Source organism: Mesorhizobium jarvisii, assembly GCF_003601985.1.
GTDB lineage: Bacteria > Pseudomonadota > Alphaproteobacteria > Rhizobiales > Rhizobiaceae > Mesorhizobium > Mesorhizobium jarvisii.
The window spans coordinates 311,643-334,568 of sequence record NZ_QZXA01000002.1 but is presented as its reverse complement, the minus strand read 5'-3'; the positions used below and the strand labels follow the sequence as shown (position 1 = coordinate 334,568).

The 22,926-nt window shown below is 66.1% G+C and carries 22 protein-coding genes and 1 tRNA gene; 17 read left to right on the top strand and 6 right to left on the bottom strand.

The window, feature by feature from the left end; all coding sequences use genetic code 11:
* Positions 1-15 precede the first annotated feature (15 nt).
* Genes cobN through D3242_RS05375 form a run of 5 tightly spaced genes read left to right on the top strand, consistent with a single transcriptional unit; the run spans position 16 to position 7,043 of the window.
* A complete protein-coding gene (gene cobN, locus D3242_RS05395; RefSeq protein ID WP_064983938.1) occupies positions 16-3,537 on the top strand; it encodes a cobaltochelatase subunit CobN in 3,522 nt (1,173 codons plus the stop codon).
* Positions 3,534-4,892 (top strand): precorrin-3B synthase, encoded by a 1,359-nt coding sequence (cobG, locus tag D3242_RS05390; protein WP_064983937.1) that lies wholly within the window; start codon positions 3,534-3,536, stop codon positions 4,890-4,892. Before cobN ends, cobG begins: the two co-directional genes overlap by 4 nt.
* A gap of 2 nt (positions 4,893-4,894) precedes the next feature.
* Positions 4,895-5,527, top strand: a complete 633-nt coding sequence (locus D3242_RS05385; protein ID WP_064983935.1) for a precorrin-8X methylmutase — start codon at positions 4,895-4,897, stop codon at positions 5,525-5,527.
* Complete coding sequence (locus D3242_RS05380; RefSeq protein WP_064983934.1) at positions 5,524-6,282, top strand: precorrin-2 C(20)-methyltransferase; 759 nt, start codon at positions 5,524-5,526, stop codon at positions 6,280-6,282. The genes D3242_RS05385 and D3242_RS05380 overlap by 4 nt, the downstream gene beginning before the upstream one ends.
* Complete coding sequence (locus D3242_RS05375) at positions 6,279-7,043, top strand: precorrin-3B C(17)-methyltransferase (protein WP_064983932.1); 765 nt, start codon at positions 6,279-6,281, stop codon at positions 7,041-7,043. Before D3242_RS05380 ends, D3242_RS05375 begins: the two co-directional genes overlap by 4 nt.
* Here D3242_RS05375 and D3242_RS05370 read toward each other — a convergent pair.
* Positions 7,007-7,768: a cobalt-precorrin-6A reductase gene (locus tag D3242_RS05370; RefSeq protein WP_064984307.1), complete on the bottom strand. Its 762-nt coding sequence runs from the start codon at positions 7,766-7,768 to the stop codon at positions 7,007-7,009. The genes D3242_RS05375 and D3242_RS05370 overlap by 37 nt on opposite strands.
* A 1-nt stretch (position 7,769) precedes the next feature.
* Between D3242_RS05370 and D3242_RS05365 the strand changes: the two genes are divergently transcribed.
* Genes D3242_RS05365 through cobT form a run of 7 tightly spaced genes read left to right on the top strand, consistent with a single transcriptional unit; the run spans position 7,770 to position 14,096 of the window.
* Complete coding sequence (locus tag D3242_RS05365) at positions 7,770-9,005, top strand: bifunctional cobalt-precorrin-7 (C(5))-methyltransferase/cobalt-precorrin-6B (C(15))-methyltransferase (RefSeq protein WP_064984306.1); 1,236 nt, start codon at positions 7,770-7,772, stop codon at positions 9,003-9,005.
* Entirely contained in the window at positions 9,002-9,388 is a 387-nt protein-coding gene (locus D3242_RS05360) for a cobalamin biosynthesis protein (protein ID WP_019858957.1), read from the top strand. The genes D3242_RS05365 and D3242_RS05360 overlap by 4 nt, the downstream gene beginning before the upstream one ends.
* The gene (cobM, locus tag D3242_RS05355; protein ID WP_038647521.1) at positions 9,385-10,149 is read left to right on the top strand and encodes a precorrin-4 C(11)-methyltransferase; all 765 of its coding nucleotides are present in this window, start codon (positions 9,385-9,387) and stop codon (positions 10,147-10,149) included. Before D3242_RS05360 ends, cobM begins: the two co-directional genes overlap by 4 nt.
* A complete protein-coding gene (gene cobA / locus D3242_RS05350) occupies positions 10,146-10,964 on the top strand; it encodes a uroporphyrinogen-III C-methyltransferase (RefSeq protein WP_064983931.1) in 819 nt (272 codons plus the stop codon). Before cobM ends, cobA begins: the two co-directional genes overlap by 4 nt.
* Complete coding sequence (locus tag D3242_RS05345; protein WP_019858960.1) at positions 10,961-12,280, top strand: cobyrinic acid a,c-diamide synthase CobB; 1,320 nt, start codon at positions 10,961-10,963, stop codon at positions 12,278-12,280. The genes cobA and D3242_RS05345 overlap by 4 nt, the downstream gene beginning before the upstream one ends.
* Positions 12,277-13,056 (top strand): adenosylcobinamide-GDP ribazoletransferase, encoded by a 780-nt coding sequence (gene cobS / locus D3242_RS05340; RefSeq protein WP_064983930.1) that lies wholly within the window; start codon positions 12,277-12,279, stop codon positions 13,054-13,056. Before D3242_RS05345 ends, cobS begins: the two co-directional genes overlap by 4 nt.
* Positions 13,057-13,085: 29 nt before the next feature.
* Positions 13,086-14,096 carry a nicotinate-nucleotide--dimethylbenzimidazole phosphoribosyltransferase gene (cobT, locus tag D3242_RS05335; RefSeq protein WP_064983926.1) on the top strand — a complete coding sequence of 337 codons (1,011 nt, stop codon included), beginning with the start codon at positions 13,086-13,088 and terminating at the stop codon, positions 14,094-14,096.
* Between the two features lie 177 nt (positions 14,097-14,273).
* On the opposite strand, the gene D3242_RS05330 is transcribed toward cobT, so the two are convergent.
* The 3 genes from D3242_RS05330 to D3242_RS05315 form a co-directional block, all read right to left on the bottom strand.
* Positions 14,274-14,951 (bottom strand): outer membrane protein, encoded by a 678-nt coding sequence (locus D3242_RS05330; RefSeq protein ID WP_064983924.1) that lies wholly within the window; start codon positions 14,949-14,951, stop codon positions 14,274-14,276.
* A 535-nt stretch (positions 14,952-15,486) separates the two neighbouring features.
* Positions 15,487-15,562, bottom strand: a tRNA-Lys gene (locus tag D3242_RS05320).
* A 106-nt stretch (positions 15,563-15,668) separates the two neighbouring features.
* A complete protein-coding gene (locus D3242_RS05315; RefSeq protein WP_064983923.1) occupies positions 15,669-16,577 on the bottom strand; it encodes a PhzF family phenazine biosynthesis protein in 909 nt (302 codons plus the stop codon).
* Between the two features lie 101 nt (positions 16,578-16,678).
* On the opposite strand from D3242_RS05315, the gene D3242_RS05310 reads away from it, so the two are divergent.
* The 4 genes from D3242_RS05310 (at position 16,679) to D3242_RS05295 (ending at position 20,267) form a co-directional block, all read left to right on the top strand.
* Positions 16,679-17,971 (top strand): efflux RND transporter periplasmic adaptor subunit, encoded by a 1,293-nt coding sequence (locus D3242_RS05310; protein ID WP_019858964.1) that lies wholly within the window; start codon positions 16,679-16,681, stop codon positions 17,969-17,971.
* A gap of 4 nt (positions 17,972-17,975) precedes the next feature.
* The gene (locus tag D3242_RS05305) at positions 17,976-18,683 is read left to right on the top strand and encodes an ABC transporter ATP-binding protein (protein ID WP_064983921.1); all 708 of its coding nucleotides are present in this window, start codon (positions 17,976-17,978) and stop codon (positions 18,681-18,683) included.
* A gap of 2 nt (positions 18,684-18,685) precedes the next feature.
* A complete protein-coding gene (locus tag D3242_RS05300) occupies positions 18,686-19,903 on the top strand; it encodes an ABC transporter permease (RefSeq protein WP_019858966.1) in 1,218 nt (405 codons plus the stop codon).
* A gap of 121 nt (positions 19,904-20,024) precedes the next feature.
* Positions 20,025-20,267 (top strand): hypothetical protein, encoded by a 243-nt coding sequence (locus D3242_RS05295; protein ID WP_019858967.1) that lies wholly within the window; start codon positions 20,025-20,027, stop codon positions 20,265-20,267.
* On the opposite strand, the gene D3242_RS05290 is transcribed toward D3242_RS05295, so the two are convergent.
* Both D3242_RS05290 and D3242_RS05285 read right to left on the bottom strand, forming a co-directional pair.
* Positions 20,264-20,980, bottom strand: coding sequence for a hypothetical protein (locus tag D3242_RS05290; RefSeq protein ID WP_064983919.1), 717 nt, complete (start codon positions 20,978-20,980; stop codon positions 20,264-20,266). The two genes, D3242_RS05295 and D3242_RS05290, sit on opposite strands and share 4 nt — an antisense overlap.
* 41 nt (positions 20,981-21,021) lie before the next feature.
* The gene (locus D3242_RS05285) at positions 21,022-22,137 is read right to left on the bottom strand and encodes an endonuclease/exonuclease/phosphatase family protein (RefSeq protein ID WP_064983917.1); all 1,116 of its coding nucleotides are present in this window, start codon (positions 22,135-22,137) and stop codon (positions 21,022-21,024) included.
* Between the two features lie 188 nt (positions 22,138-22,325).
* Between D3242_RS05285 and D3242_RS05280 the strand changes: the two genes are divergently transcribed.
* The gene (locus D3242_RS05280; RefSeq protein WP_064983913.1) at positions 22,326-22,901 is read left to right on the top strand and encodes a BA14K family protein; all 576 of its coding nucleotides are present in this window, start codon (positions 22,326-22,328) and stop codon (positions 22,899-22,901) included.
* The last annotated feature ends 25 nt before the right edge of the window (positions 22,902-22,926 follow it).

The following is a 22,926-nucleotide window of genomic DNA, read 5'->3' as shown; positions in this document are numbered from 1 at the left end:
CAGACACGGGCCGCGATGCATATCCTCACCACGACCTCCGCCTCGCTCGACGATCTCGCCGAGCCGGTCGATCTGCGGCAGACGCCGGCGGATATCGTGGCCCTGTCCTTCACCGACAGCGACCTCGCCGGACTGGCGGCCGCCTGGAAGGCGGATGCCGGCCGTTTGCCCTCGATGCGGCTGGCGGCGCTTCGCGACCTGCGCCACCCTATGTCCGTCGACCTCTGGGTCGACAGCGTCGCCCGCCACGCCAAGATCATCCTGGTACGCATCCTCGGCGGCTACGACTGGTGGCGCTACGGCTGCGACCAGCTGGCCTCGACCGCTCGGGAACGCGGCATAAAACTGGCGCTGCTGCCCGGTGAAAGCCATGACGAGGATATCAGGCTGATCGAAGCCTCGACGCTGCCGCGCTGGGAATTGGACGCCCTGCTCGGCTATTTCCGCGAGGGCGGCCCGGCCAATATGGGCGCGCTGGTGCAGCGGCTGGCCAGGCTGGCTGGGCAGGACGCGGCCGTTGTTGAGCCGGTGGCGGTGCCGAAGGCCGGCTACTACGAGCCAGGCCGCGGCGTCGTCCCCCTCGACCTTGAGGGAGAGGGAAAGGTCGTGCCCATTCTCTTCTACCGCTCGATGCTGCTGGCCGCCGACATCGCACCCATCGACGCCCTTTTCGACGCGCTGCGGCAGCGCGGCATGACGCCTGTCCCCATCTTCGTCTCCGGCCTCAAAGACCCGACATCCCTGGCCTTCGCGGAAACCGCCATCGCCAAGCTCAGACCCGTTGCCATCATCGCCGCGACCGCCTTCGCTTCCGGCGCCGAACCCGGCGTTGAAACCCTGTTCGACCGCGCCGGCGTGCCCGTTTTCCAGGTCATCGTCGCCACCACCCGCCGCGACATCTGGGAGAATAACCAGCGTGGCCTGGCGCCCGCCGACCTCGCCATGCATGTCGTGCTGCCAGAACTGGACGGCCGCATCCTCGCCGGCGCGATTTCCTTCAAGTGTGAAAGCGATGTCGATCCCGCGCTTGGCCACCGCGCCTTCGCCAACCGGTCGGAACCGGATCGCGTCGCGCAGGTCGCTGACCGCGTGGCAGCCTTCATTCGCCTGCAGGAGACGCCCCGCGCGACGCGCAAGCTCGCCATCCTGATCCCGGACTATCCCAGCGCGCCTGGCCGTACCGGCTATGCCGTCGGCCTCGACGTGCCGTCGAGCGTGCTGGCGATGCTGCATGACCTGAAGGAACAGGGCTACGGGGTTGAAGGGATCCCGCAATCGCCTCGAGAATTGCTGGATTTGCTGGAGCGGGGCGATGGTGGGTTGGGATTGGATGAGTATCTCGACCTTTCACGAGACCTGCCTGTCGAGGCAATGACGGCTGTTGAGGCGGCGTGGGGGAAAGCGGAAGACAAGACAGGTTTGCGCCAGGCACCCCCCTCTGTCCTGCCGGATATCTCCCCCGCAAGGGGGGAGATTGGCAGTTTCAGCGCTAAGGCCACTCTTGCAACGTCGGAGATTGGCGAGGGCAGAGATGACAGCGTAATCTCCCCCCCTGCGGGGGAGATATCCGGCAGGACAGAGGGGGGTGTTCAAGCGCCGACCTCGCTGCACTTCCCCTTCCGCGCCACGACCTTCGGCAACATCACCGTCGCCCTCGCCCCCGACCGCGGCCGCTCGGCCGACCGCCGCGCCGACTACCACGACCCGACACTCCCGCCACGCCACGCCCTGCTCGCCTTCGGCCTCTGGCTGCGCAAATCTCTCGGCGTCCACGCCCTGATCCATGTCGGCGCCCACGGCACGCTGGAATGGCTGCCGGGCAAGACTGTCGCGCTGTCGAAGGCCTGCTTCCCCGAGATCGTCACCGGCGCCATGCCCGTCATCTATCCCTTCATCGTCTCCAATCCCGGCGAGGCAGCACAAGCCAAGCGGCGCATCGCCGCCGTCACCCTCGGTCATCTGCCACCGCCGCTGGCCGGTGCGGAACTTGACGAAGATCAGCACAAACTCGAGCGCCTGGTCGATGAATACGCCCAGGCCGACGGCCTCGACCGCCGCCGCCGCGACCGCCTGGCAAAACTGATCGTCGACACCGCGCAGAAAACTGGCCTCGCCGCCGAAGCCGGTGTCGCCAGGACCGACGCGCCCGACGAAGCGCTGCGCCGCATCGATGCCTGGCTCTGTGACCTCAAGGATTTCGCCATCAAGGATGGCCTGCATATCTATGGCCGCGCGGCTGACGACGAGCCCGACGCTATGCGCCGCCAAAGTGCCGAGGCTGAAAGGTCGGCGCTGCTTGCCGCGCTCGATGGCCGCCACGTCAAGGCCGGCCCGGCCGGCGCGCCGGCGCGCGGACGTTCCGACGTGCTGCCCACCGGCCGCAATTTGTTCACGTCGGATCCACGCACCATGCCGACGCCGACCGCCTATGATCTGGGCAAGGCGGCGGCGGAAGAAGTGGTGCGCGGCTATCTGCAATCGCATGGCGACTGGCCGCGTTCGCTGGTCATCGATCTCTGGGGCTCGGCCTCATTGCGCACCGGCGGCGAGGAGATCGCGCAAGGCCTGGCGCTGATGGGCTGCCGGCCGCAATGGGATGCCGCCACCGGCCGCATCACCGGCATCGAAGTGCTGCCGCCGGCGACGCTCGGCCGCCCGCGCGTCGACGTCACCTGGCGCATATCGGGCCTGTTCCGCGACATGTTCCCGACTCAGATCGCGTTGATCGACGCCGCCGCCAACGCCGTTGCCGCCCGCGATGAAGAAGATTCGGAAAACCCGCTCGCGGCCCGGACCCGCGCCGATGGCAAGATCAGCCCGCGCATTTTCGGCACCTCACCCGGCACCTATGGCGCCGGCGTCGAGAATCTCCTGTCGAGCGGCGACTGGGGCGCGCGTGAAGAGATCGGCCGCGCCTATCTCGACGCCACCTCGCACGCCTATGGCGGCGAAGCCGGCGAAGGCGTCTCCGCCCCCGGCGCCTTCGAAACCCGCATCGCCGAGGCCGATCTTCTGGTCCACACCGGCGACGACCCCGGCCGCGACATTCTCGAAGGCTCCGCCGACGTCGCCTTCATCGGCGGCTTTTCAGCCGCGCTTGCGGCGCTTGGCCGGAATGCCGACGTCATCGTGCTCGATACGACGGACCCGCAAATGCCGAAGCCGCGCTCGATCAGTGAGGCCGTATCGCGCGTGGTGCGCGCCCGCGCCGTCAATGCCCGCTTCATCTCAGGCCAGATGCGGCACGGCCCACGCGGCGCCTCTGAATTCGCCGAGACGGTCGACCGGCTGGTCGGCTTCGCCGAAACCACGCATGCCATATCGGGCGCGCTGATCGAGGCCGTGCACGACGCCTATGTCGGCAACGCGGATGTTCGCGCCTTTATCCTTCGGGAAAACCCGGCGGCGGCGAAAGTCATTGCCCAGCGTTTCCTGTCGGCGCGCCGGCGCGGCCTCTGGCATCCCTTGCGCAATTCCATCGACGACGATCTCGCCGCGCTGATTGCAGAGGCCGAGGCGCTGGGAGTGGCGGCATGAACGCCTTCTCACGTCGCGGCGCCTGCCCGGCCCTGTCGGCGCCGATGCAGACCGGCGATGGACTGCTGGTGCGGCTCAACCCGGTTGCTGGAGCATTTTCGCCGAAGCTGTTGATCGGTCTGGCCGAATCCGCCCTGCGGCATGGCAACGGCATCATGGAAGTGACAGCGCGCGGCAGCCTGCAGATTCGCGGGTTGACGGCGGATAGCGCTGCGCTGCTGGCGGCGGAGGTCGACGCGCTGGGCATTGCGGTGCGCACCGGCGTGCCGATCGAGACGGGGCCGCTGGCGGGCATCGATCCGCAGGAGGTTGCCGATCCACGACCACTGGCTGAGCGGGTCAGGGTGGCGGTTGACGAGGCCGGGCTGACGCCAAGGCTCGGGCCGAAGGTGTCTGTCGTGGTGGATGGCGGCGGGCAACTGACGATGGATGCGGTGACGGCCGATGTGCGGCTGAAGGCGGTACGGGCCGACAACGGCATCGTTTGGAGCGTATCAGTTGCCGGCGATGGCCAAAACGCGAAGGTGCTGGCAACGGTCGATGCGGATGCCGCCAGAGACATAGCCGTGGCTGCACTCAGGATGGTCGCTGAAAAAGGCCGTGAGGCGCATGCGCGGGACTTGTCGGAGCGGCAGTTGGTGTCTCTAGCAGGTTGGCTATGCTTGACAGGTTTGCGCGAGGCGTCCGGCAGGACAGAGGGGGGCGCCTCGCGCAAACCTATCGGCCCTTTTCCCTTAGCCGGCGACACTTTCACCCTCGGCATTGCCCTCCCCTACGGCAGCATGCCGGCGGATAAAATCATCGACCTTGCGCAAAGCGCCGTCACCCTCGGCACCACCGAAATCCGCCTCGCCCCAGGCCGCGCTCTGCTCTTCCTTGGCCAGCCGACGGACACCAACCAACCCCTCCAGACTATCGCCGCCACCCTCGGCTTCGTCACCTCCGCCGCCGACCCGCGCACGCGCATCGCCGCCTGCCCCGGCACGCCGGCCTGCGCCTCCGGCCGCATCGCCACCCGCGACATCGCCGAGACGATCGCCACGGAAAACGCCGACATCCTTGACTTCACCCTGCACATTTCCGGCTGCGCCAAGGGCTGCGCGCATCCCGGCCCGGCGGCGCTCACAATCGTCGGCGGCGAAAATGGAGCCGGACTTGTCGTGAACGCGACGGCAAAGGCTCTTCCTGCCGGCTACAGGCCGGGCTATGACGCCGCGCGCGGCTTCAGTCGCGTCGCTGCGCTGATCCGCAGCGCACGATTCCAGGGCGAGACCGCCGCCGCCTGCCTGACAAGGCTCGGGCCGGCGGCAATCGCCGACACTTACCGACAGGCCCAAACTAAAAAACGGAAATGAGCATGGCCGCCTACGACTACATCCACGACGGCACAGCGATCTACGAGCGCTCCTTCGCCATTATCCGTGCCGAGGCCGACCTGTCGCGCTTTTCCGACGCCGAGGCCGATGTGGCGACCCGCATGATCCATGCCTGCGGCCAGGTCGAAGCATCAAGCCATTTCGTCTTTTCGCCCGACTTCGTCTCCGCCGCGCGCAAGGCTCTTGCCGCCGGCGCGCCGATCTTCTGCGACGCGGAGATGGTCTCCCATGGCGTCACCCGCGCCAGGCTACCGGCCGGCAACGAGGTGATCTGCACGCTGCGCGACCCGCGCACGCACGACATCGCCAGGGAGATTGGCAACACCCGCTCCGCCGCCGCGATCGACCTGTGGGGCGAGCGTATGGGCGGTTCGGTCGTCGCCATCGGCAATGCGCCGACCGCACTCTTCTACCTCCTGGAAAAATTGCGCGACGGCGCACCGAAGCCGGCGGCCATCATCGGCATGCCGGTCGGCTTCGTCGGTGCGGCCGAATCGAAGGATGCGCTGGCAGAGAATTCCTATGGCGTACCCTACGCCATCGTGCGCGGCAGGCTTGGCGGCAGCGCCATGACCGCCGCAGCGCTCAATTCGCTGGCGAGGCCCGGCCTGTGAACGCGCTTGCAAAAGGCCGCCTTGTCGGCGTCGGCACCGGTCCCGGCGATCCTGAACTGTTGACGCTGAAGGCCGCGCGGGCCTTGGCCGAGGCCGATGTCGTCGCCTATTTCGCCAAGCGCGGCAACAACAGCAACGCGCGCGCCATCGTCGAGGCGCGCTTCCGGCCGGACATGCTGGAACTGCCGCTGCTCTATCCCGTCACAACCGAGATCGACAAGGATCACGACGACTACCGCTCGCAGATCACCGGTTTCTACGAGGAGTCGGCGCAAAAGGTCGCCGAACATCTCGAAGCCGGCAGGATGGTTGCCGTCCTGTCCGAGGGCGACCCGCTGTTCTACGGCTCCTACATGCATCTGCATGTGCGCCTCGCCCATCGTTTCCCGACCGAGGTCATCCCCGGCGTCACCGCAATGTCCGGCTGCTGGTCGCAGACCGGTGTGCCGATCGTCCAGGGCGACGATGTGCTGACCGTGCTGCCCGGCACGATGAGCGAGTTCGAACTGACGCGCCGGCTGGCCGACACCGATGCCGCCGTCATCATGAAGGTCGGCCGCAATCTGCCCAAGATCAGGCGGGCGCTGGAGGCCACCGGCAAGCTGACGCGCGCCGTCTATGTCGAGCGCGGCACCATGGCCGGCAGCGTCTCGATGAAGCTCGCCGACAAACAGGACGACAAGGCCCCCTACTTCGCCATTGTACTGGTCGCCGGCTGGTCAGGCCGGCCCGGCGCGCTGGGAGCGCAGGCATGAGCGGCCGTCTCACTGTCATCGGCCTCGGGCCTGGCAATACCGACCAGGTCACCCCGGAAGCCAGCCGTGCCGTGGCCGAGGCGAAATTCTTCTACGGCTATAAACCTTATCTCGACCGGCTGGACCTGCGCCCGGACCAGACCCGCGTCGCCTCCGACAATCGCGAGGAACTCGCCCGCTCCAAGGATGCCTTGATCAAGGCCGCCGAGGGCCACGACGTCGCCGTGGTTTCCGGCGGCGATCCCGGCGTCTTTGCCATGGCGGCCGCCGTCTGCGAGGCGATCGAGGCCGGACCGGCCGAATGGCGCGCCGTCGATGTCGCCGTCGTACCCGGCATCACCGCGATGCTCGCCGTCGCCGCCCGCATCGGTGCGCCGCTCGGCCATGATTTCTGCGCCATCTCGCTTTCCGACAATCTGAAACCCTGGGAGCTGATCGAACTGCGCCTTCTGGCAGCTGCCGGCGCTGGCTTCGTCATTGCGCTCTACAACCCGATCAGCAAGGCGCGCCCCTGGCAACTCGGCCGCGCCTTCGAATGCCTGACCGCGATCCTGCCCGGCACCACGCCTGTCATTTTCGGCCGCGCCGCCGGCCGTCCGGACGAGCGCATCGAAGTTTATCTGCTGGCTGACGCCGACGCGCAAAAGGCCGACATGGCGACCTGCATCATCATCGGCTCGCCGGAAACCCGCATCATCAAGCGCGGCGACAAACCGGCGCTGGTCTACACGCCTCGTTCTGCAGCAGGCTCGACAAAATGATCGACCATTGCGGCGAGCTCATCGACGGTTTCAGCCGAAGGCACGTCCGGCAGATCAGGCCTGCGGACCATGACCACGTCGATGCCAAGCGCCCGCGCGGCGGCAATCTTGCCGTAAGTGGCGGCGCCGCCGCTGTTCTTGGACACGACGACTTCGATGCGGTGCTCTTCGAGCAGCGCGCGTTCTTCCGCCTCGCCAAACGGTCCGCGAGCCAGCAGATAGCTCACATCCGGCACGGCCAGCTTCGGCTCGACGGGATCGACGCTGCGAATGAGGTAGTGATGCTGGGGGGCTGCTTCGAAAGCGGCAACCTCTTGCCGGCCAAGCGCCAGGAAGACGCGCCGCGGCGCCAGACCAGCCGTTTGCGCGGCGTCGCTTGTTGTATCGACCTCAGTCCAGCGGTCGCCATCGACCGGCTCCCAGCCCGGACGGCGCAAAGCAAGGATCGGCACGCCGGTCAACCGCGCCGCTTGCGCGGCATTGGCGGAGATTCGCGCCGCGTAAGGATGCGTGGCGTCGATCATCAGGTCGGTGCCGGCCTCCCTGAGATAGGCCGCCAGCCCCTCGGCGCCGCCAAAGCCTCCGCTTCGCACGGGCACGCCTTGCGCGACCGGGCTTTCGGTGCGGCCGGCCAGAGACAGCGTGACCGAAGCGCGTACCGCCAGTTTGCCGGCCAGTTGCCGGGCTTCCGTGGTGCCGCCGAGGATCAGAATGCGGTGGGTCATCATGCCTGCTGAAAGTTCGCGCCGCGCCAGGCCGAAATGGCTGACGGTGATCGGCATCGGCGAGGACGGTTTAGCGGGTCTCGGCGACGAGGCCAAGCAGCGGATTGCCAAGGCCGAGATCATCTTCGGCGGCAAGCGGCATCTGGCGCTGGTCGCGTCCTTCACCAAGGGCGAGCCGCGGCCCTGGCCGGTTCCTTTCGATGCCGGCATGGCCGATGTGCTGGCGCTTGCCGGCAGGAACGTCTGTGTGCTCGCCTCCGGTGATCCTTTTTTTCACGGCGTCGGCGCCACCCTCGCCCGCAAGGTCAAGCCCCGGGAGATGCATGTCATCCCCGCGCCGTCGGCCGTTTCGCTGGCCGCCGCCCGCCTTGGCTGGGCGCTGCAGCATATCGAGATCGTCTCGCTGCATGGCCGGCCGCTCGACCTGATCCGGCCACTGCTGCAGCCCGAAGCACGCATCCTGGCGCTGACGTCGGATGCCGAAATGCCAGCTGCGATTGCCCGCTTGCTCACCGAGCTCGATTTCGGCGCCTCGCGCTTGACGGTTCTGGAAGCTCTGGGCGGTCCAAGGGAGAACCAGCGCTCAACTCGTGCCGATGCCTTCGACCTCGAAAACATCAATCCGCTCAATGTGCTGGCCATAGAAATTGATTCGGATCCGCAAGCCCGCATCCTGCCACTCACGGTTGGTCTTGCCGATCATCTGTTCGACCATGACGGCCAGATCACCAAACGCGAAATCCGCGCCGTCACCCTGTCGTCACTGGCGCCGAGGCGCGGCGAATTGCTGTGGGACATCGGCGCCGGCTCGGGCTCCATCGGCATCGAATGGATGCTCGCCCACCCCTTGATGCGCACGATCGCCATCGAAGCCGATCCGGGCCGCGCCGCCCGCATCCACCGCAACGCCGCCGCCTGTGGCGTTCCCGGCCTTGTCGTGGTGGAAGGCAGCGCACCCAAGGCGCTGGCCAGGCTGGACACGCCGGACGCGATCTTCATCGGCGGCGGCGGCAGCGATACCGGCGTGTTGAACGCTGCCATCAAGGCGCTGCGTTCCGGCGGCCGGCTCGTCGCCAATGCAGTCACGCTGGAGATGGAAGCCCTGCTTCTCGCGCAGCACACAAAGCTTGGTGGTGACCTCATCCGGATAAACATATCGCGTGCCTCGCCGGTCGGCTCGATGCAGGCCTGGCGGCCGGCCATGCCGGTCACCCAATGGAGTTGGGTGAAGCCATGATGGTAGCGGGCATCGGCAGCCGAAAAGGCGTTGGCGTTGAAGACGTGCTTGCCGCGATTGAAACCGCTCTGGAAGCGCATGGGCTGGCCATGACGGCGCTTTCCGCACTGGCCACCGCCGCACTTAAGAAGGATGAAGCAGCTATTGCCGCCGCCGGCCGCGCGTTGAACCTTCCGGTCATCATCGTCGATGACGCGGCTCTTCGGGGCGTCTCGGAGGAAACGCTGAGCCACTCCGACCTGTCGCAAGAAGTCGCCGGCACGCCCTCGGTTTCCGAGGCATCCGCCCTTGCCGTGGCCGGCGCCGGCGCAAAACTGCTTGGCCATCGCATCATGCTTGGCCCGGTCACCTGCGCCATCGCCATCAGCGGAGACGCGCCATGACCGTTCATTTCATCGGCGCCGGTCCGGGTGCCGCCGACCTCATCACGCTGCGCGGCGCCAGGCTGCTGGCAAGCTGCCCGGTCTGCCTGCATGCCGGCTCGATCGTCGCGCCAGAATTGCTGCAGCATTGCGCGCCGGGAACAAAGCTGATCGACACCGCGCCGATGTCGCTCGACGAGATCGAGGCGGCCTATGTCGAGGCCCACAAGGCAGGCCACGACGTCGCCCGCCTGCATTCCGGCGACCTGTCGGTGTGGAGCGCGGTTGCCGAACAGATCCGCCGGCTGGAAAAGCACGGCATACCCTACACGCTGACGCCAGGCGTCCCCTCCTTCGCTGCAGCCGCCGCAGCACTTCGCCGCGAGCTGACCATTCCCGAAGTCGCGCAAAGCCTGGTGCTGACCCGCGTCTCCGGCCGCGCTTCAAAAATGCCGCCCGGCGAAACGCTGGCAGGCTTCGGCCGCACCGGCGCCACGCTCGCCATTCATCTTGCCATCCACGCCATCGACCGCGTCGTCGCCGAATTGACGCCGCATTATGGCGGCGATTGTCCGGTGGCGATCGTCTTCCGCGCCTCCTGGCCGGACGAGCGGGTGCTGACCGGTACGCTGGAAACGATCGAGGCGCAGCTGGCCGCCGATCCGATGGAGCGCACCGCGATCATCTTCGTCGGCCGCTCACTGGCGGCGGAAGGTTTCGGCGAAAGTTCATTGTACGACGCCCACTATCAGCGGCGTTTTCGCGGACGGGACGGATTGTGAGCGGCAGCAGCAAAAACAACGGCGGCAACGCCACGCTCGAACAGGCGCTCGCCCGGCTGAACTTCAAGCCGCGCCCACTGGAGCCGGGCCATGTCTGGCTGGCCGGCGCCGGTCCCGGCGACCCCGGCTGCCTGACGCTGGAAGTGCTGGCGGCTTTGGCCGAGGCGGACGCGCTGGTCTACGACGCGCTGGTCTCGCCGGATGTCGTCGCCGTTGCCGCAAACGCCGAGCTGTTCTTTGCCGGCAAGCGCGGCGGCCAGCCGTCGATGAAGCAGGATGACATCACCGCTCTGCTGGTCCGGCTGGCGCGCGAAGGCCGCCGCGTTATCAGGCTCAAGGGCGGCGATCCCTATATTTTCGGTCGTGGCGGCGAAGAAGCCTTGGCGCTCGCACGCGAAACCATTCCATTCCGCGTGCTGCCGGGCCTGACATCCGGCCTGAGCGCGCTCGCCGCCACCGGCATCCCGGCCACCATGCGCGGCATCAACAAGGCGGTGATCCTGGCGACCGGCCACGCCGCCGGCACCGAAGACGACATCGACTGGGCGGCGATCGCCCGCACCGGCCAGCCAGTCGTGGTCTATATGGGCATGGCCAATTTGCCTTTGATCGCGGCAGCTCTGCTCGACGGCGGGCTGGCTCCATCGACGCCGGCGGCGGTGATCGTCGCCGCCACCACGCCGCAGGAGCGGACCGTCGTCGCTACGCTCGCCACAATCGCCGAGGAAGCGGCCGCAGCAGGGCTGACCTCGCCGGCGCTGATCGTCGTCGGCGGCATCGTCGCCATGCGCGCGGCACTGACGGGGCAGGCATGACCGCCCGCGCCATCATCATCGGCGCGCCGCGCTCCGGCTCGGGCAAGACCAGCGTCACCATCGGCATCTTGCGCGCGCTCACCCGGCGCGGCCTGAAGGTGCGCGGCGCCAAATCCGGCCCCGACTATATCGACCCCGGTTTCCACACCGCCGCCACCGGCCTGTCCGGCGTCAATCTCGACAGCTGGGCCATGCCGCCGTCGCTGCTCAATGCGCTGGCCGCGCAACAGGCCGACGACACCGATTTCGTCATCCTCGAAAGCGCCATGGGCCTGTTCGACGGCATTCCGGCCGCGCCTGGGCGAACCGGTTCTGCCGCCGACCTTGCCCGGCTCTACGGCCTGCCGGTGCTGCTGGTGCTCGACGTGTCGGGCCAGTCGACCACGGCGGCCGCTGTCGCCAAGGGCTTCGCCACCTACGATCCGGATGTGCGCATGGCCGGCGTCGTGCTCAACCGGCTGGGCAGCGAACGCCATCGCAAGCTGTCAGGCGACGCCATCGAGGCGATCGGCCTGCCTGTCGTCGGCGCCATCTTGCGCGATCCCACGCTGAACCTGCCCGAACGGCATCTCGGCCTCGTCCAGGCTGGCGAGTATGATGATCTGATGGCGCATCTCGACCGGCTGGCCGACATGGCGGAGAAGTCGCTCGACCTCGATGCCGTGATGAGGCTGGCGACGCCCCTCGCTCCGGCGGCTGGCGGCTTCGCCGACGCGCTGCAGCCGCCCGGTCAACGCATCGCGCTCGCCGAGGATGGCGCCTTTACTTTCCTTTACCCGCACGTTGCCGCCTATTGGCGCAAGGCCGGCGCGGAGATCGTTCCGTTCTCGCCGCTCGCCGACGAGGCGCCCGACGACAGTTGCGACGTCTGCTGGTTGCCCGGCGGCTACCCCGAGCTTCACGCCGGCAAGCTTGCCGCTGCTGCGAATTTCCATGCCGGAATGGCGCGTTTCGGCGCGACCAGGCCCATCCATGGCGAGTGCGGCGGCTTCATGGTGCTTGGGGAAGCGCTGGAGGATGCCTCCGGCGAGACGCACGGAATGCTTGGCCTGCTCGGCCATGCCACCAGCTTCGCCAAGAGAAAGATGAATCTCGGCTATCGCGAGGCGCGGTTGCGCGCCGATTGCCCGCTGGGCGCGCAAGGCGCGCTGATCCGCGGCCATGAATTCCACTATGCGCAGATGACGGCCACCGGCAATGACGAGCCTCTGGCCGACCTTGCCGACGGCCAGGGCAATCCGATCGGCGCTTCCGGCTACCGGCGTGGTCATGTCAGCGGTACCTTCTTCCATGCGATAGCGAGGGCCAGTGCATGAAGCTCCCGAATTTGACCCTTTCGCCCCGGCAAATCCTCGACGACGTCGCGCTCTGCCTGGTCTTCTTCACCCGCCTGCCTTTGCCCGACCTCGACTTTCGCGGCCGCGGCCTTGCCGCCGCGATCTGGGCCGCACCGGTCGCCGGCCTCCTTGTCGGGCTGATCGGCGCCATCGTCTTTGCCACGGCGGAACGGTTCGGCCTTGCCATGGGGCCGGCGGCGGCACTTGCCCTCGTTGCAACCGTGATCACCACCGGCTGCCTGCACGAGGATGGACTGTCCGACGTCGCGGACGGCTTTGGTGGCGGCAAGTCGCGCGGCCGCAAACTCGACATCATGCGCGACAGCCGCATCGGCGCCTATGGTGCCATGGCGCTGGCGCTGTCGCTGCTGATCCGCTGGAACGTGCTTTCGGAACTGGTGGATCCCACCCAGGCTCTCTTTGCCCTTGTTGCCGCGCATGCGGCCTCGCGCGGCGTGCTGGGCGTCTTCATGCACCTCTTGCCGCCGGCGCGGTCTGACGGCCTCTCGGCCGGCGCCGGTACCGTCTCGCTTGAAACTGCCATCGCCGGGGCCGTGCTCGGCGCGATCCCGCTGCTCCTGCTCGGAGCCGGTGGCGCCATTGCCGCGCTCATCCTGCTTGGCCTGCTCTTTGCCGCCTTCCATGCCCTTTGCCTCAACCAGATCGGTGGCCAGACCGGCGACACGATCGGTGCCCTGCAGCAGGTCAGCGAAATCGCGGTGCTTCTCGTCGCTTCCGTAGCGCTTTCCTCTTGACCTGATTCCCTTTCGGAGACCTTGCCCCCATGCCCTTCAAATCCCTCGATGAATTGCGCGCCGCCTGCCTCGACCTGCCCGCCGGCAGCGATGCCGCGGCAAAGGCCGTTGCCAGCCGCCAGGACACGCTGACCAAGCCGCAAGGCAGCCTCGGCCGGCTGGAAACCATCGCCGCCTGGCTGGCGCGCTGGCAGGGCCGCGACATTCCCAGGCTCGACCGGGTGAAAGTCTTCGTCTTCGCCGGCAATCACGGCGTCACCGCGCAAGGCGTGTCGGCCTATCCCTCAGAAGTCACCGTGCAGATGGTGGCGAACTTCGCCGGCGGCGGTGCCGCCATCAACCAGCTCGCCCGCATCGCCGGCGCCGAGCTCGATGTCATCCCGCTCGACCTCGACCATCCCACCGGCGACTTCACGCAAGTGCCGGCAATGGATGAGAAAGCCTTCCTTGCCGCTGTCTCAGCTGGCTATGATGCGGTGACTAAGGACCTCGATCTGGTCTGCTTCGGCGAAATGGGCATCGGCAACACCACGCCGGCAGCCGCCATTTCGGCGGCGCTGTTCGGCGGTGGCGCGGAAAAATGGACCGGGCGCGGCACCGGCGTCGACGATGCCGGCCTGAAGCGCAAGGTGGTCGCCATCGAAGCCGGCCTGAAGCGCCACGCCGCAGCCCTCGCCGATCCGCTGGGCGTTGCCGCGGCACTCGGCGGCCGCGAACTCGCCGCCATCTTCGGCGCCACGCTGGCCGCCCGTCATCTCGGCATACCCGTGCTGCTCGACGGCTTCGTCTGCACGGCTGCCGCCGCCCCGCTGGCCAGACTACATCCGACCGGCCTCTCCCACACCATCGCGGCCCATGTTTCGGCCGAATCGGGCCATCGCCGCCTGCTCGAAGCGCTTGGCCTGCCCCCCCTGCTCGATCTCGGCATGCGCCTCGGCGAAGGCTCCGGCGCTTGCCTCGCCGTCAACATCGTCCGCTCGGCGCTCGAGTGCCATGCGAGGATGGCAAGCTTTGCCGAGGCCGGGGTGTCGGAAAAGTAGGGCAAATCCGCGAAGCGTGTAACGGTTTTCGTGGGAAAGCGCGTAGCGCTTCCCTCTTGGGAATTGCGTCGAAACAAGAGCTGGAGTGGTTCCCGTTTGCGTGAAACGGTGAACCGCGCAGGTCAAGGACTTTGCTGCACCTGCTCGACGCGGGGCGGACTTCCGCGCCGAAGACCGTCAAAACTTATACGACACACCTATCGTGACAGTGTGCAGGGCCGGGCTAATGTCTTCGACATAGTTGTTGAAGACGACGGTCTTTGAGCCGAAATCTGCGTAGCGGTATTCGCCACGCACCGTGATGTTGTCGGTGAGAGCGTATTCAGCGCCTGCACCTACCGTCCATCCGTTGAATGAAGCCGAGTGACTTTCCTGTCGACCGACGTCTCGAGTGTCTGCTTTTCCGTTGAGGTAGGCGTAACCGCCCGTACCGTAGATCAGCACTCGATCAAATGCGATACCAGCCCTGGCGCGGACGGAAGCAACCCATCTCGCCTTGAAGCCATTAATGTCGCCTCCGCTTCCGCCGTCGTCGCCATCTATGCCGGTTGCGTTGATGTCCGCCTCGCCACCGAACACGAGGGAGCCGGATTGCCAGTTGTAGCCGGCATGCAAGCCGCCGACGACACCGCTTCCATCCGCATTGTCCTGGGTAAAGATGTTCGGACTAGCCTCGGTAAAACCCCAAGGCTGATCGACCTTGCTCCAGCCGCCGCCGATCTGCGCGCCAATGTAGCCGCCCGTCCAGTTGTAGCTCGATGCGACCGGCAACTCGACCGTCGGGTCAGCGGCAAGTGCCGTGCCAGCCGTCAGAGCCGCGAAGAATACAGAACCGATAAAAATGGAAGCCCGCATGCCTTTGATCCCTCGAACGAAGCATCTACCCTGACACCGATAATACTACAGCCAGCTCGCATCAGACGTGATATTTCCGCAACAACTAAAGAAAACAAGCTGTTCAACGCCTGAACCAGGATCGCCTGTGCCACGTCACGGTACCGTGGACGGTGACCAGCCCGGCAAGGCACGGGGTATACCGACGTCTTGCTGTCCCCTCGCGAAACCTGCAAGAACGCCGTCGCTCGATCCCGGCATGCGGCACGCCACGAAGCCATCGCATCTGGAACGGAACCAGGCCGCCGCGTTTCCGATCGCGGCTCGGAGGATGGCTACAGGTCTGCGATCCGGGCAGCGCCACGCGGGATCTGGCCCATTCAATTCGGAACTTTCTCCATGGCCGATGCCCAGGCCGCCATCGGGCCATTCCCTGGCGTGTTTCTGCTGGCGCATGGCTGGGAAAGTGGCGGCATCGTCGCGGTCACGTGCATGGCTCGAGACGCGCCAAACACGTCTCGCTTTCAGGGTCTTTCCACCAAGTCTTCTAGGAATTTGGTGGGTGCGCACAGGATTGAACTGTGGACCCGCTGATTAAGAGTCAGCTGCTCTACCAACTGAGCTACGCACCCACTCGGCCGGCAAAAACCGGCGTTGGCGGGCATATAGCCGCCACCATCGGTCATGTCTAGCCCTGCCGGAATCATTTCCCGACAAATCGACAAACCCTTACCGCGATCAGACGAACAGTCTGCCTTCCGCCACCTTGACCGCATGGCCGCCAATGCGCGCGGAGGCCAGTTTTCCGCCCTGCACGGTCAGTTCCAGGCGGATGCGTGACGGCCGGCCCATCTCCAGCCCCTGCTCGATCCACAGCTGCGAAATGCCATCGGTCGGAGCATCGAAATGCATGATCGCGCCGGCGAAAGCGGCCGCCGCCGAACCGGTCGCCGGATCTTCATAGGAAGGCTTGCCGGGCACGATCATGCGCACATGGAAGGCGCTCTCATGGTTCACCGTCTCGCGGCAATAGACATAGGGGCTGGCGAAGGCCCACTCGCTCTTGCGCGGCGCCAGCTCCGACCAGGCCTGGTTGTCCAGCCGGATGCGGCCCGCCGCTTCGAGATTGGCGACCGGAATGGTCACATAGGGCACGCCCGCCGACCAGAAGGCGACGCGGTGATTCTCGAAGCCGATCTCATGCGGCGCCAGGCCGAGGGCGGCACCGATCGCCTGCGGATCGGCCTCGAGCTTCAACGGCTCGGGCAATTTCGCCAGGTCGAACTCGGCGAAAGCGGCGCCGTCATGCCTGCTGACGGCGCAGCGCACCGGGCCGATGTTTTCCTCCAGCACGAAGATGCCGGCTCCGTCCTCGCCGGCCAGGTCGGCCAGCGCGATTGCCGAACCAACTGTCGGATGGCCGGCGAACGGCATTTCATAGTCCGGCGTGAAGATGCGGATGCGGTTTTTATGCTTGGGGTTGTCCGGCGGCAGCACGAAGACCGTCTCGGACAGGTTGAATTCGCGCGCGATGGCCTGCATCGCTGCCGTGTCCAGACCTTTGCAATCCAACACCACGGCCAGCGGGTTGCCGGCCAGTCGCTCGGTCGTAAACACATCGTAAAGCAAGTAATTCCGGGTTTGCATTCCTGCCTCAATCCCAACATGGGCGAAATTTAATTTGATATTTGGACCGGTAACCCTGATCTGTGCACAGACAGGGACATTACGCATCATAGGGGTCCGACGTGGACCAGATTGTCAATCTGCCAAAGACGGAATCGGATTCCGCCATCGAGACGGCGCTCGGGCTCGATAAGAAGGGGCGGAGCAAGACGCGCCGGCGTGGCTGGCTCTATGCGTTGCTGACCCTGATCGTGCTCGCCGCCGGTCTTGGCCTCTATCAGTGGTATGCTGGCACGCCCGCCAGGATCGATTATACCACCGTGCCGGCCGCCAGGGCCGACCTCACTGTCCAGGTCTCGGCGACGGGCACACTGCAGCCGCTCACCCAGGTCGACATTTCCAGCCAGCTCTCCGGCATCATCCGCTCGGTCTCGGTGAATGAGAACCAGCAGGTGAAGAAGGGCGACGTGCTGGCGGCCCTCGACACCACCAAGCTGCAGGTGCAAATCGAGCGCGCCGAGGCTTCCGCCAAGGGCGCGGCGGCCAATGTCGAGGATGCCACGGTGACGCTCGCCGAGAACGAGAGCGCGCTGGTGCGCGCGGCCGCCTTGACCAAGCGCGGCATGGCGACCGACCAGTCGCTGGAGGCAGCGACGGCGACGCGCGACCGCTCGAAGGCAGCGCTTGATAGCGCGCAGGCCAATCTCGCCATCGCCAATGCCGATCTGAAATCGCAGCAGACCGACCTTGCCAACAGCACCATCTACGCGCCGATCGACGGCATCGTGCTGACGCGCTCGGTCGACCCCGGCCAGACGGTCGCCTCCTCGCTGCAGGCGCCGGTGCTGTTCATCATCGCCGCCGATCTGAGGAACATGGAGCTGGTGGCGGCGGTTGACGAGGCCGATATCGGTGCCGTCAAGACTGGCCAGCATGCCCGCTTCACCGTCGACGCCTTCCCGGAGCGGCCGTTCGACGCCGAGATCCGCGACATCTCCTATGCTTCGGTCACGACGGACGGCGTCGTCACCTACAATGCACGGCTCGAGGTCGACAACAACGAACTGTTGCTGCGCCCCGGCATGACCGCCACGGTTTCGGTCGTCACAAGACAGGCCAAGGATGTGCTGACCGTGCCCGCCAGCGCCTTCCGCTATCGCCCGACGCAGCAAGCAGCCCGCGCATGGAGCTTCAGTGACCTGTTTACCGGCCGCATGGGCCGTCCGGGCGGCAATCGCCAGCGCCAGGCCGCAACGGCCCCCACCGACGGCTCGCGCACACTCTATGTGCTGGAGAACGGCCGGCCGCATGCGGTCAACGTCAAGATCGGCTCGACCGATGGCGAGCTGACCGAGATCACGTCCGGCCTGGAGGAAGGCGCGCAGGTCATCACCACCTCGCAGCTGCGGAGCTGAGGCCGTGGCCGCGGGCGCGCCCCTCATCACCTTCGACAAGGTCTGGAAGAGCTATGGCCAGGGCGAAGCCCGGGTTCACGCGCTGGCCGGCGTCGACTTCGCCATCCGGCGCGGCGAATTCGTCGCCATCATGGGCCCTTCCGGCTCGGGCAAATCGACGGCGATGAACATCATCGGCTGCCTCGACACGCCGACGGCCGGAACCTACTCCTTCATGGGCGTCGATGCCGGCCGGCTCGACCGCAACCGCCGCGCCATGCTGCGCAACCTTTATGTCGGCTTCGTCTTCCAGGGCTACAATCTCCTGGCGCGCACCACGGCGGCCGAAAATGTCGAACTGCCGCTGATCTATCGCGGCGTGGCCAGCCGCGAGCGCCGCGACCTTGCCATGCAGGCGCTCGCCCAGGTCGGCCTGGTCGGCCGCGAGCATCACACGCCGGCCGAACTTTCCGGCGGCCAGCAGCAGCGCGTGGCCATCGCGCGAGCCATCGTCACCCGGCCGACGCTGCTCGTCGCCGACGAGCCGACCGGCAATCTCGACACCGCACGCACGCACGAGATCATGGAGCTGCTGACAAAGCTCAATAAGGAGCTCGGCCTGACCGTCACCATGGTCACTCATGAGGCCGATGTCGCCGACTATGCCGAACGCACCATCCGCTTCCTCGACGGCCACGTCGTCTCCGACACCGCGAATCTGGAGACGGCATAACCATGATCTGGGAAACCGTCCGCCTCTCGCTTCGCTCGATCCGCCGCAACGTGCTGCGCTCGTTCCTCACGCTGCTCGGCATCGTCATCGGCGTCGCCGCCGTCATTGCCATGCTGACCATCGGCTCCGGCACGACGCAGAAGGTCAAGGCCGACATCTCCAAGCTCGGCAGCAATCTTCTGGTCGTTCGTGCCGGACGCCCGGCAGGCCCCGGCGGCCCGGGCGGGCTCGACCAGGTGGTGCGGCCGCTGGCCGAGAAGGACCTCGCGGCGCTGGTTGCGCATCTCACCGGCGCGCGCGCCATCTCGCCGGCCTCGCAAAAACAGGTGCGCGTCATCTTCGGCACTGAAAGCCTGACCTCAGGCGTCACCGGCACCGACAGCGCCTATCTCGATGCGCGCGACTGGAAACTGGTGTCCGGCCGGCCGTTCAGCGATTCCGAAACCCGCTCGGGCACCGGCGTGTGCCTGATCGGCGAGACGGTGCGCCAGCAATTCTTCGGCGCCGGCGATCCCGAAGGCGAGATCATCCGCGTCAACCGCACCTCCTGCAAGATCATCGGGCTGCTCGAACCCAAGGGCTACACCGGCTTCGGCCAAGACCAGGACAACGTCGTCCTGATGCCGCTGCACGCCTATCAGCGCCGCATCGCCGGCAATCGCGACATCGACAACATCTACATCGCCGCCGACGACCGCACCCCGACCAGCGAGTTGCAGCCGCGCGTCGAGGACATTTTGCGCGATATCAGGCGCATCACGCCGGATCGCGAAAGCGATTTCGGCATCCGCGACATGACCCAGATCGCCGACGCCATGGCCAGCGCCACCACCACCATGACCGGCATGCTGGGCGCGGTCGCCGGCGTCAGCCTTCTGGTCGGCGGCATCGGCATCATGAACATCATGCTGGTCTCGGTCACCGAGCGCACGCGCGAGATCGGCATCAGGCTCGCCATCGGCGCGCATGAAAAGCACATCCTGATCCAGTTCCTCGTCGAGGCGACCGTGCTGTCGCTGCTCGGCGGCATCATCGGCATCCTGATCGGCCTGGGGCTCGCCGGCCTCGCCTCGGCGACGCTGACCATCCCCTTCGCGCCAAGCCCGGCGGTCATCCTGCTGGCCGTCGGTTTCTCGGCACTGATCGGCATGGTGTTCGGCTTCTTCCCGGCGCTGCGTGGCGCGCGCCTCGATCCGATCGACGCGCTGCGGCACGAGTAGAAAGCCGGGCCGGCTCCATCACGAGCGACGGCTATTCCCAACCTTGGATGCTTGCCTGCACCGGCAGCACTGTCGCCCTCTGGTCGACGATGCTAAGACATCTCAGGTTGAGGAACGACACATGAGCAAGAAGACACGACTGATCGTGACGATGGTGATCATCGAGGCCGCCCTGGCAGGCATCTGGTGGTATCTCGCCCGCTTCGGCATGGCCAATCCCGATCGCGTCACGTCGGATTTCCAGGCAGTCGTCGGCCAGACCATGGGAATGGCCATGGGTGGGTTGCTGGGCATCGGCTTAATCTTGTTTCTCGTCGCGGCCCGCAACGACCGCAAGGCGGCGCAGGAGAAGGCGCGCCCTTAATCCACGCCGGAAAAGTGCCACTCGATCAGCGGCTTCATATACGATGTCAGCCCGTCCGGCAGGTCGCCGGCATGGCGTATGACCACCGGCCCTTCGATCTCCGGATCGGTTTCGCTATCGACGAAGGCTGAGATTCGCCGCGCGATCTCATCAGCCGGCGCCGGCTCGTGATAACGGCGGAAGATCACCGTGCCGCTGTTCGTCGACAAGGCGTGGTAGCGCTCGCCGCGTTCAGCAGCCGACAGGTCGAGGCCGGTCTCTTCGCGCACCTCGCGGATCATGTTGAAGTCGACATCGACCAGCCCATCGCGGAAATCGACCGGCTCGAACGAACCGGCGGCGAAATAGACGCGGCCGGCATTGACCGTGTGACGTCCCATGCGGATCGCCACCAGCGCATTGTCGCCGGCCACCAGCATGGCATGGGCATAGGCATGCTCGGCTCCGGAATTCTCGCGCTGCTTCCGCCAGAGCATGAAGGTGGAGTAGTTGACCGCATGGCAGCGGCCGATCAGGCTGTTGTCACGCCAGGCAAGCTGCGACAGCAGCACCACCGTGCCGTCGAACAGCGCCGGATTGGCTGCTATCTCGCGCTGCCAGTTCTCGGCGATCGCCTCGGCATTGTCCCTGGCGAAGGGATGCGGGCCGGGATCGAGCCGGACGTCGACGGCATCGACGGGCAGGATGACATTGCGCGGAAGATCGAAACTCATGCGTCTAAGCCCCAATACCGCCTATCGAGCCCCCATCATTCTTATCCAACCATGTCCAGCGTGATCGCCACCGGGCAATGGTCCGACGCTTTCGGCCGGTCCCAGCCGGCGCGCGGAAAGCGCTCGACTTCCTGGCCAGCCGGAAAGATCGTGCGCCAGGGCTGGCCATTGCGGATGATGTCGGGAACGGCGGTGGCGTTCTTCGCCGCCACCCCCCTGGACAGCAGGATATAGTCGAGCTGGCAGAGATGCCGCTCTTCGGGTCCGCGCGTGTGATAGAAGGTCCAGCGGTCCATTTCCGGCCGACGCTCGATGACGTTCTCGCAGAAGCCGCCGGCGGTCAGCACGTCGATGCAGGACTGCGCCTCGTCGACCACCTCGAAACGGTAGCCGTCGAGGTCGTCGCCGGCGATCTTCACGCGCTGGCGGTAATCGTTCATGTCGCCACAGATCGCCCAGCGCTTGTCGGCGGCATGATCCGCACCGAAGCGTTCCTCGATAATCCGGCGCACGGCTTTCGCCTCGGCGATACGCACAGGCATCGTCGCCTCGCGTCCGTCGAGCCCGTTGCGTGGCGAGCCCATCGACTTGAAATGCACGAGATAGAGCGTCAGCGGCACGCCACCCACGGTGATGTCGACTTCCAGGCAGTCGCGCCGGAAGATGCGTTCATTGGCCTCGCTGCCGAGGGCCGCCAGTTCAGGCGTGTGCAGCCCGAACTGCTCGTAGGTGACGTAGGCATGGCTGGTCATGCGCACGAATTCGATCGGCTGTCCCTGCGCGGTCTCGTTGCGCATCATCACGGCGACATCGATGCCGCGCGAGTCGTTGCCTGAGGTGGTGTATTTCTGCCGATAGCCCTGCCCCACCATCTTGAACAGATAGCCGTATTCGAAGGCCTTCAGCGCCTCGATATTGTCGACCTCCTGCATGCAGATGATGTCGGCGCGGGTGGCGGCGATCGCCAGCGCCGTCAGCTGGCGCGTGTCGTCGGACTGCGCGATGGCGCGAGCCTGCTCCAGTATCTTGTATTCGGCTTCGCTCTGGATGTCGAACAGCGCCAGCGTCCGATCCTCGTTGAGCTGGTTGCGATAGCCGGAAAAATCGAACCTGTTCATCAGGTTCTCGACATTGAAGGTGGCAAGGCGCAGCGACATGCCCTGACCTTTGCCTGCAAGAGCGCCGGAACACAAGATCGCAGGACCACAAGCCAAGATCGTTTGGACCTGACGGCATTCGCGCCATGGTTGACGGAACCTTTCCGTTCATCCGCCGTTCAGACGCAAAGATCCACAGTGGACCCATTCCAGGGTAGGCGTGGGGCCTTCAGTTCTTGGAGAGTGTTATGAACTCGCTCTTTTCATCCACCATCAAATCCGGGCTGATTGCGCTCGGCATTGTCTCCGGCATCACGGCGCCATCGGCCGCCGGACCGATCATGCAACCGGATCTGGCGCTTCCCACAAGCACGACAGCACCGGCGGTCACGCCGGTGCGCGACAGCTGGGCTGGTGGCAATAACAATAGCCCGGTTTTCAACAACGACTGGAGATGGCGCCGGTCAGGCCACTGGAACGGTGGCCGGCAATGGAACCGCAACAACTGGGATGGCGGAAACTGGAACCGTGGAAACTGGAACGGCGGCGATGACTGGCGTTGGCGCCGCCATCACCATCGCCGCTACTATGATGACGGTGCGGGTGCCGCGATCCTTGGCCTTGGCCTGGGGCTCGGCCTCGGCAGCATGTACAACAACTACGATTACTATGCGCCGGCACCGCGCCGCTACTACCGCGCCGGGCGGCTTTCGAATGCCCATGTCCGGTGGTGCTACAACCGCTACCGGTCGTATCGTGCCTGGGACAACACGTTCCAGCCCTATGGCGGCCCGCGCCAGCAATGCTGGTCGCCTTACAGCTGAGCTGTAGCGCGCCACGCGGAAATGA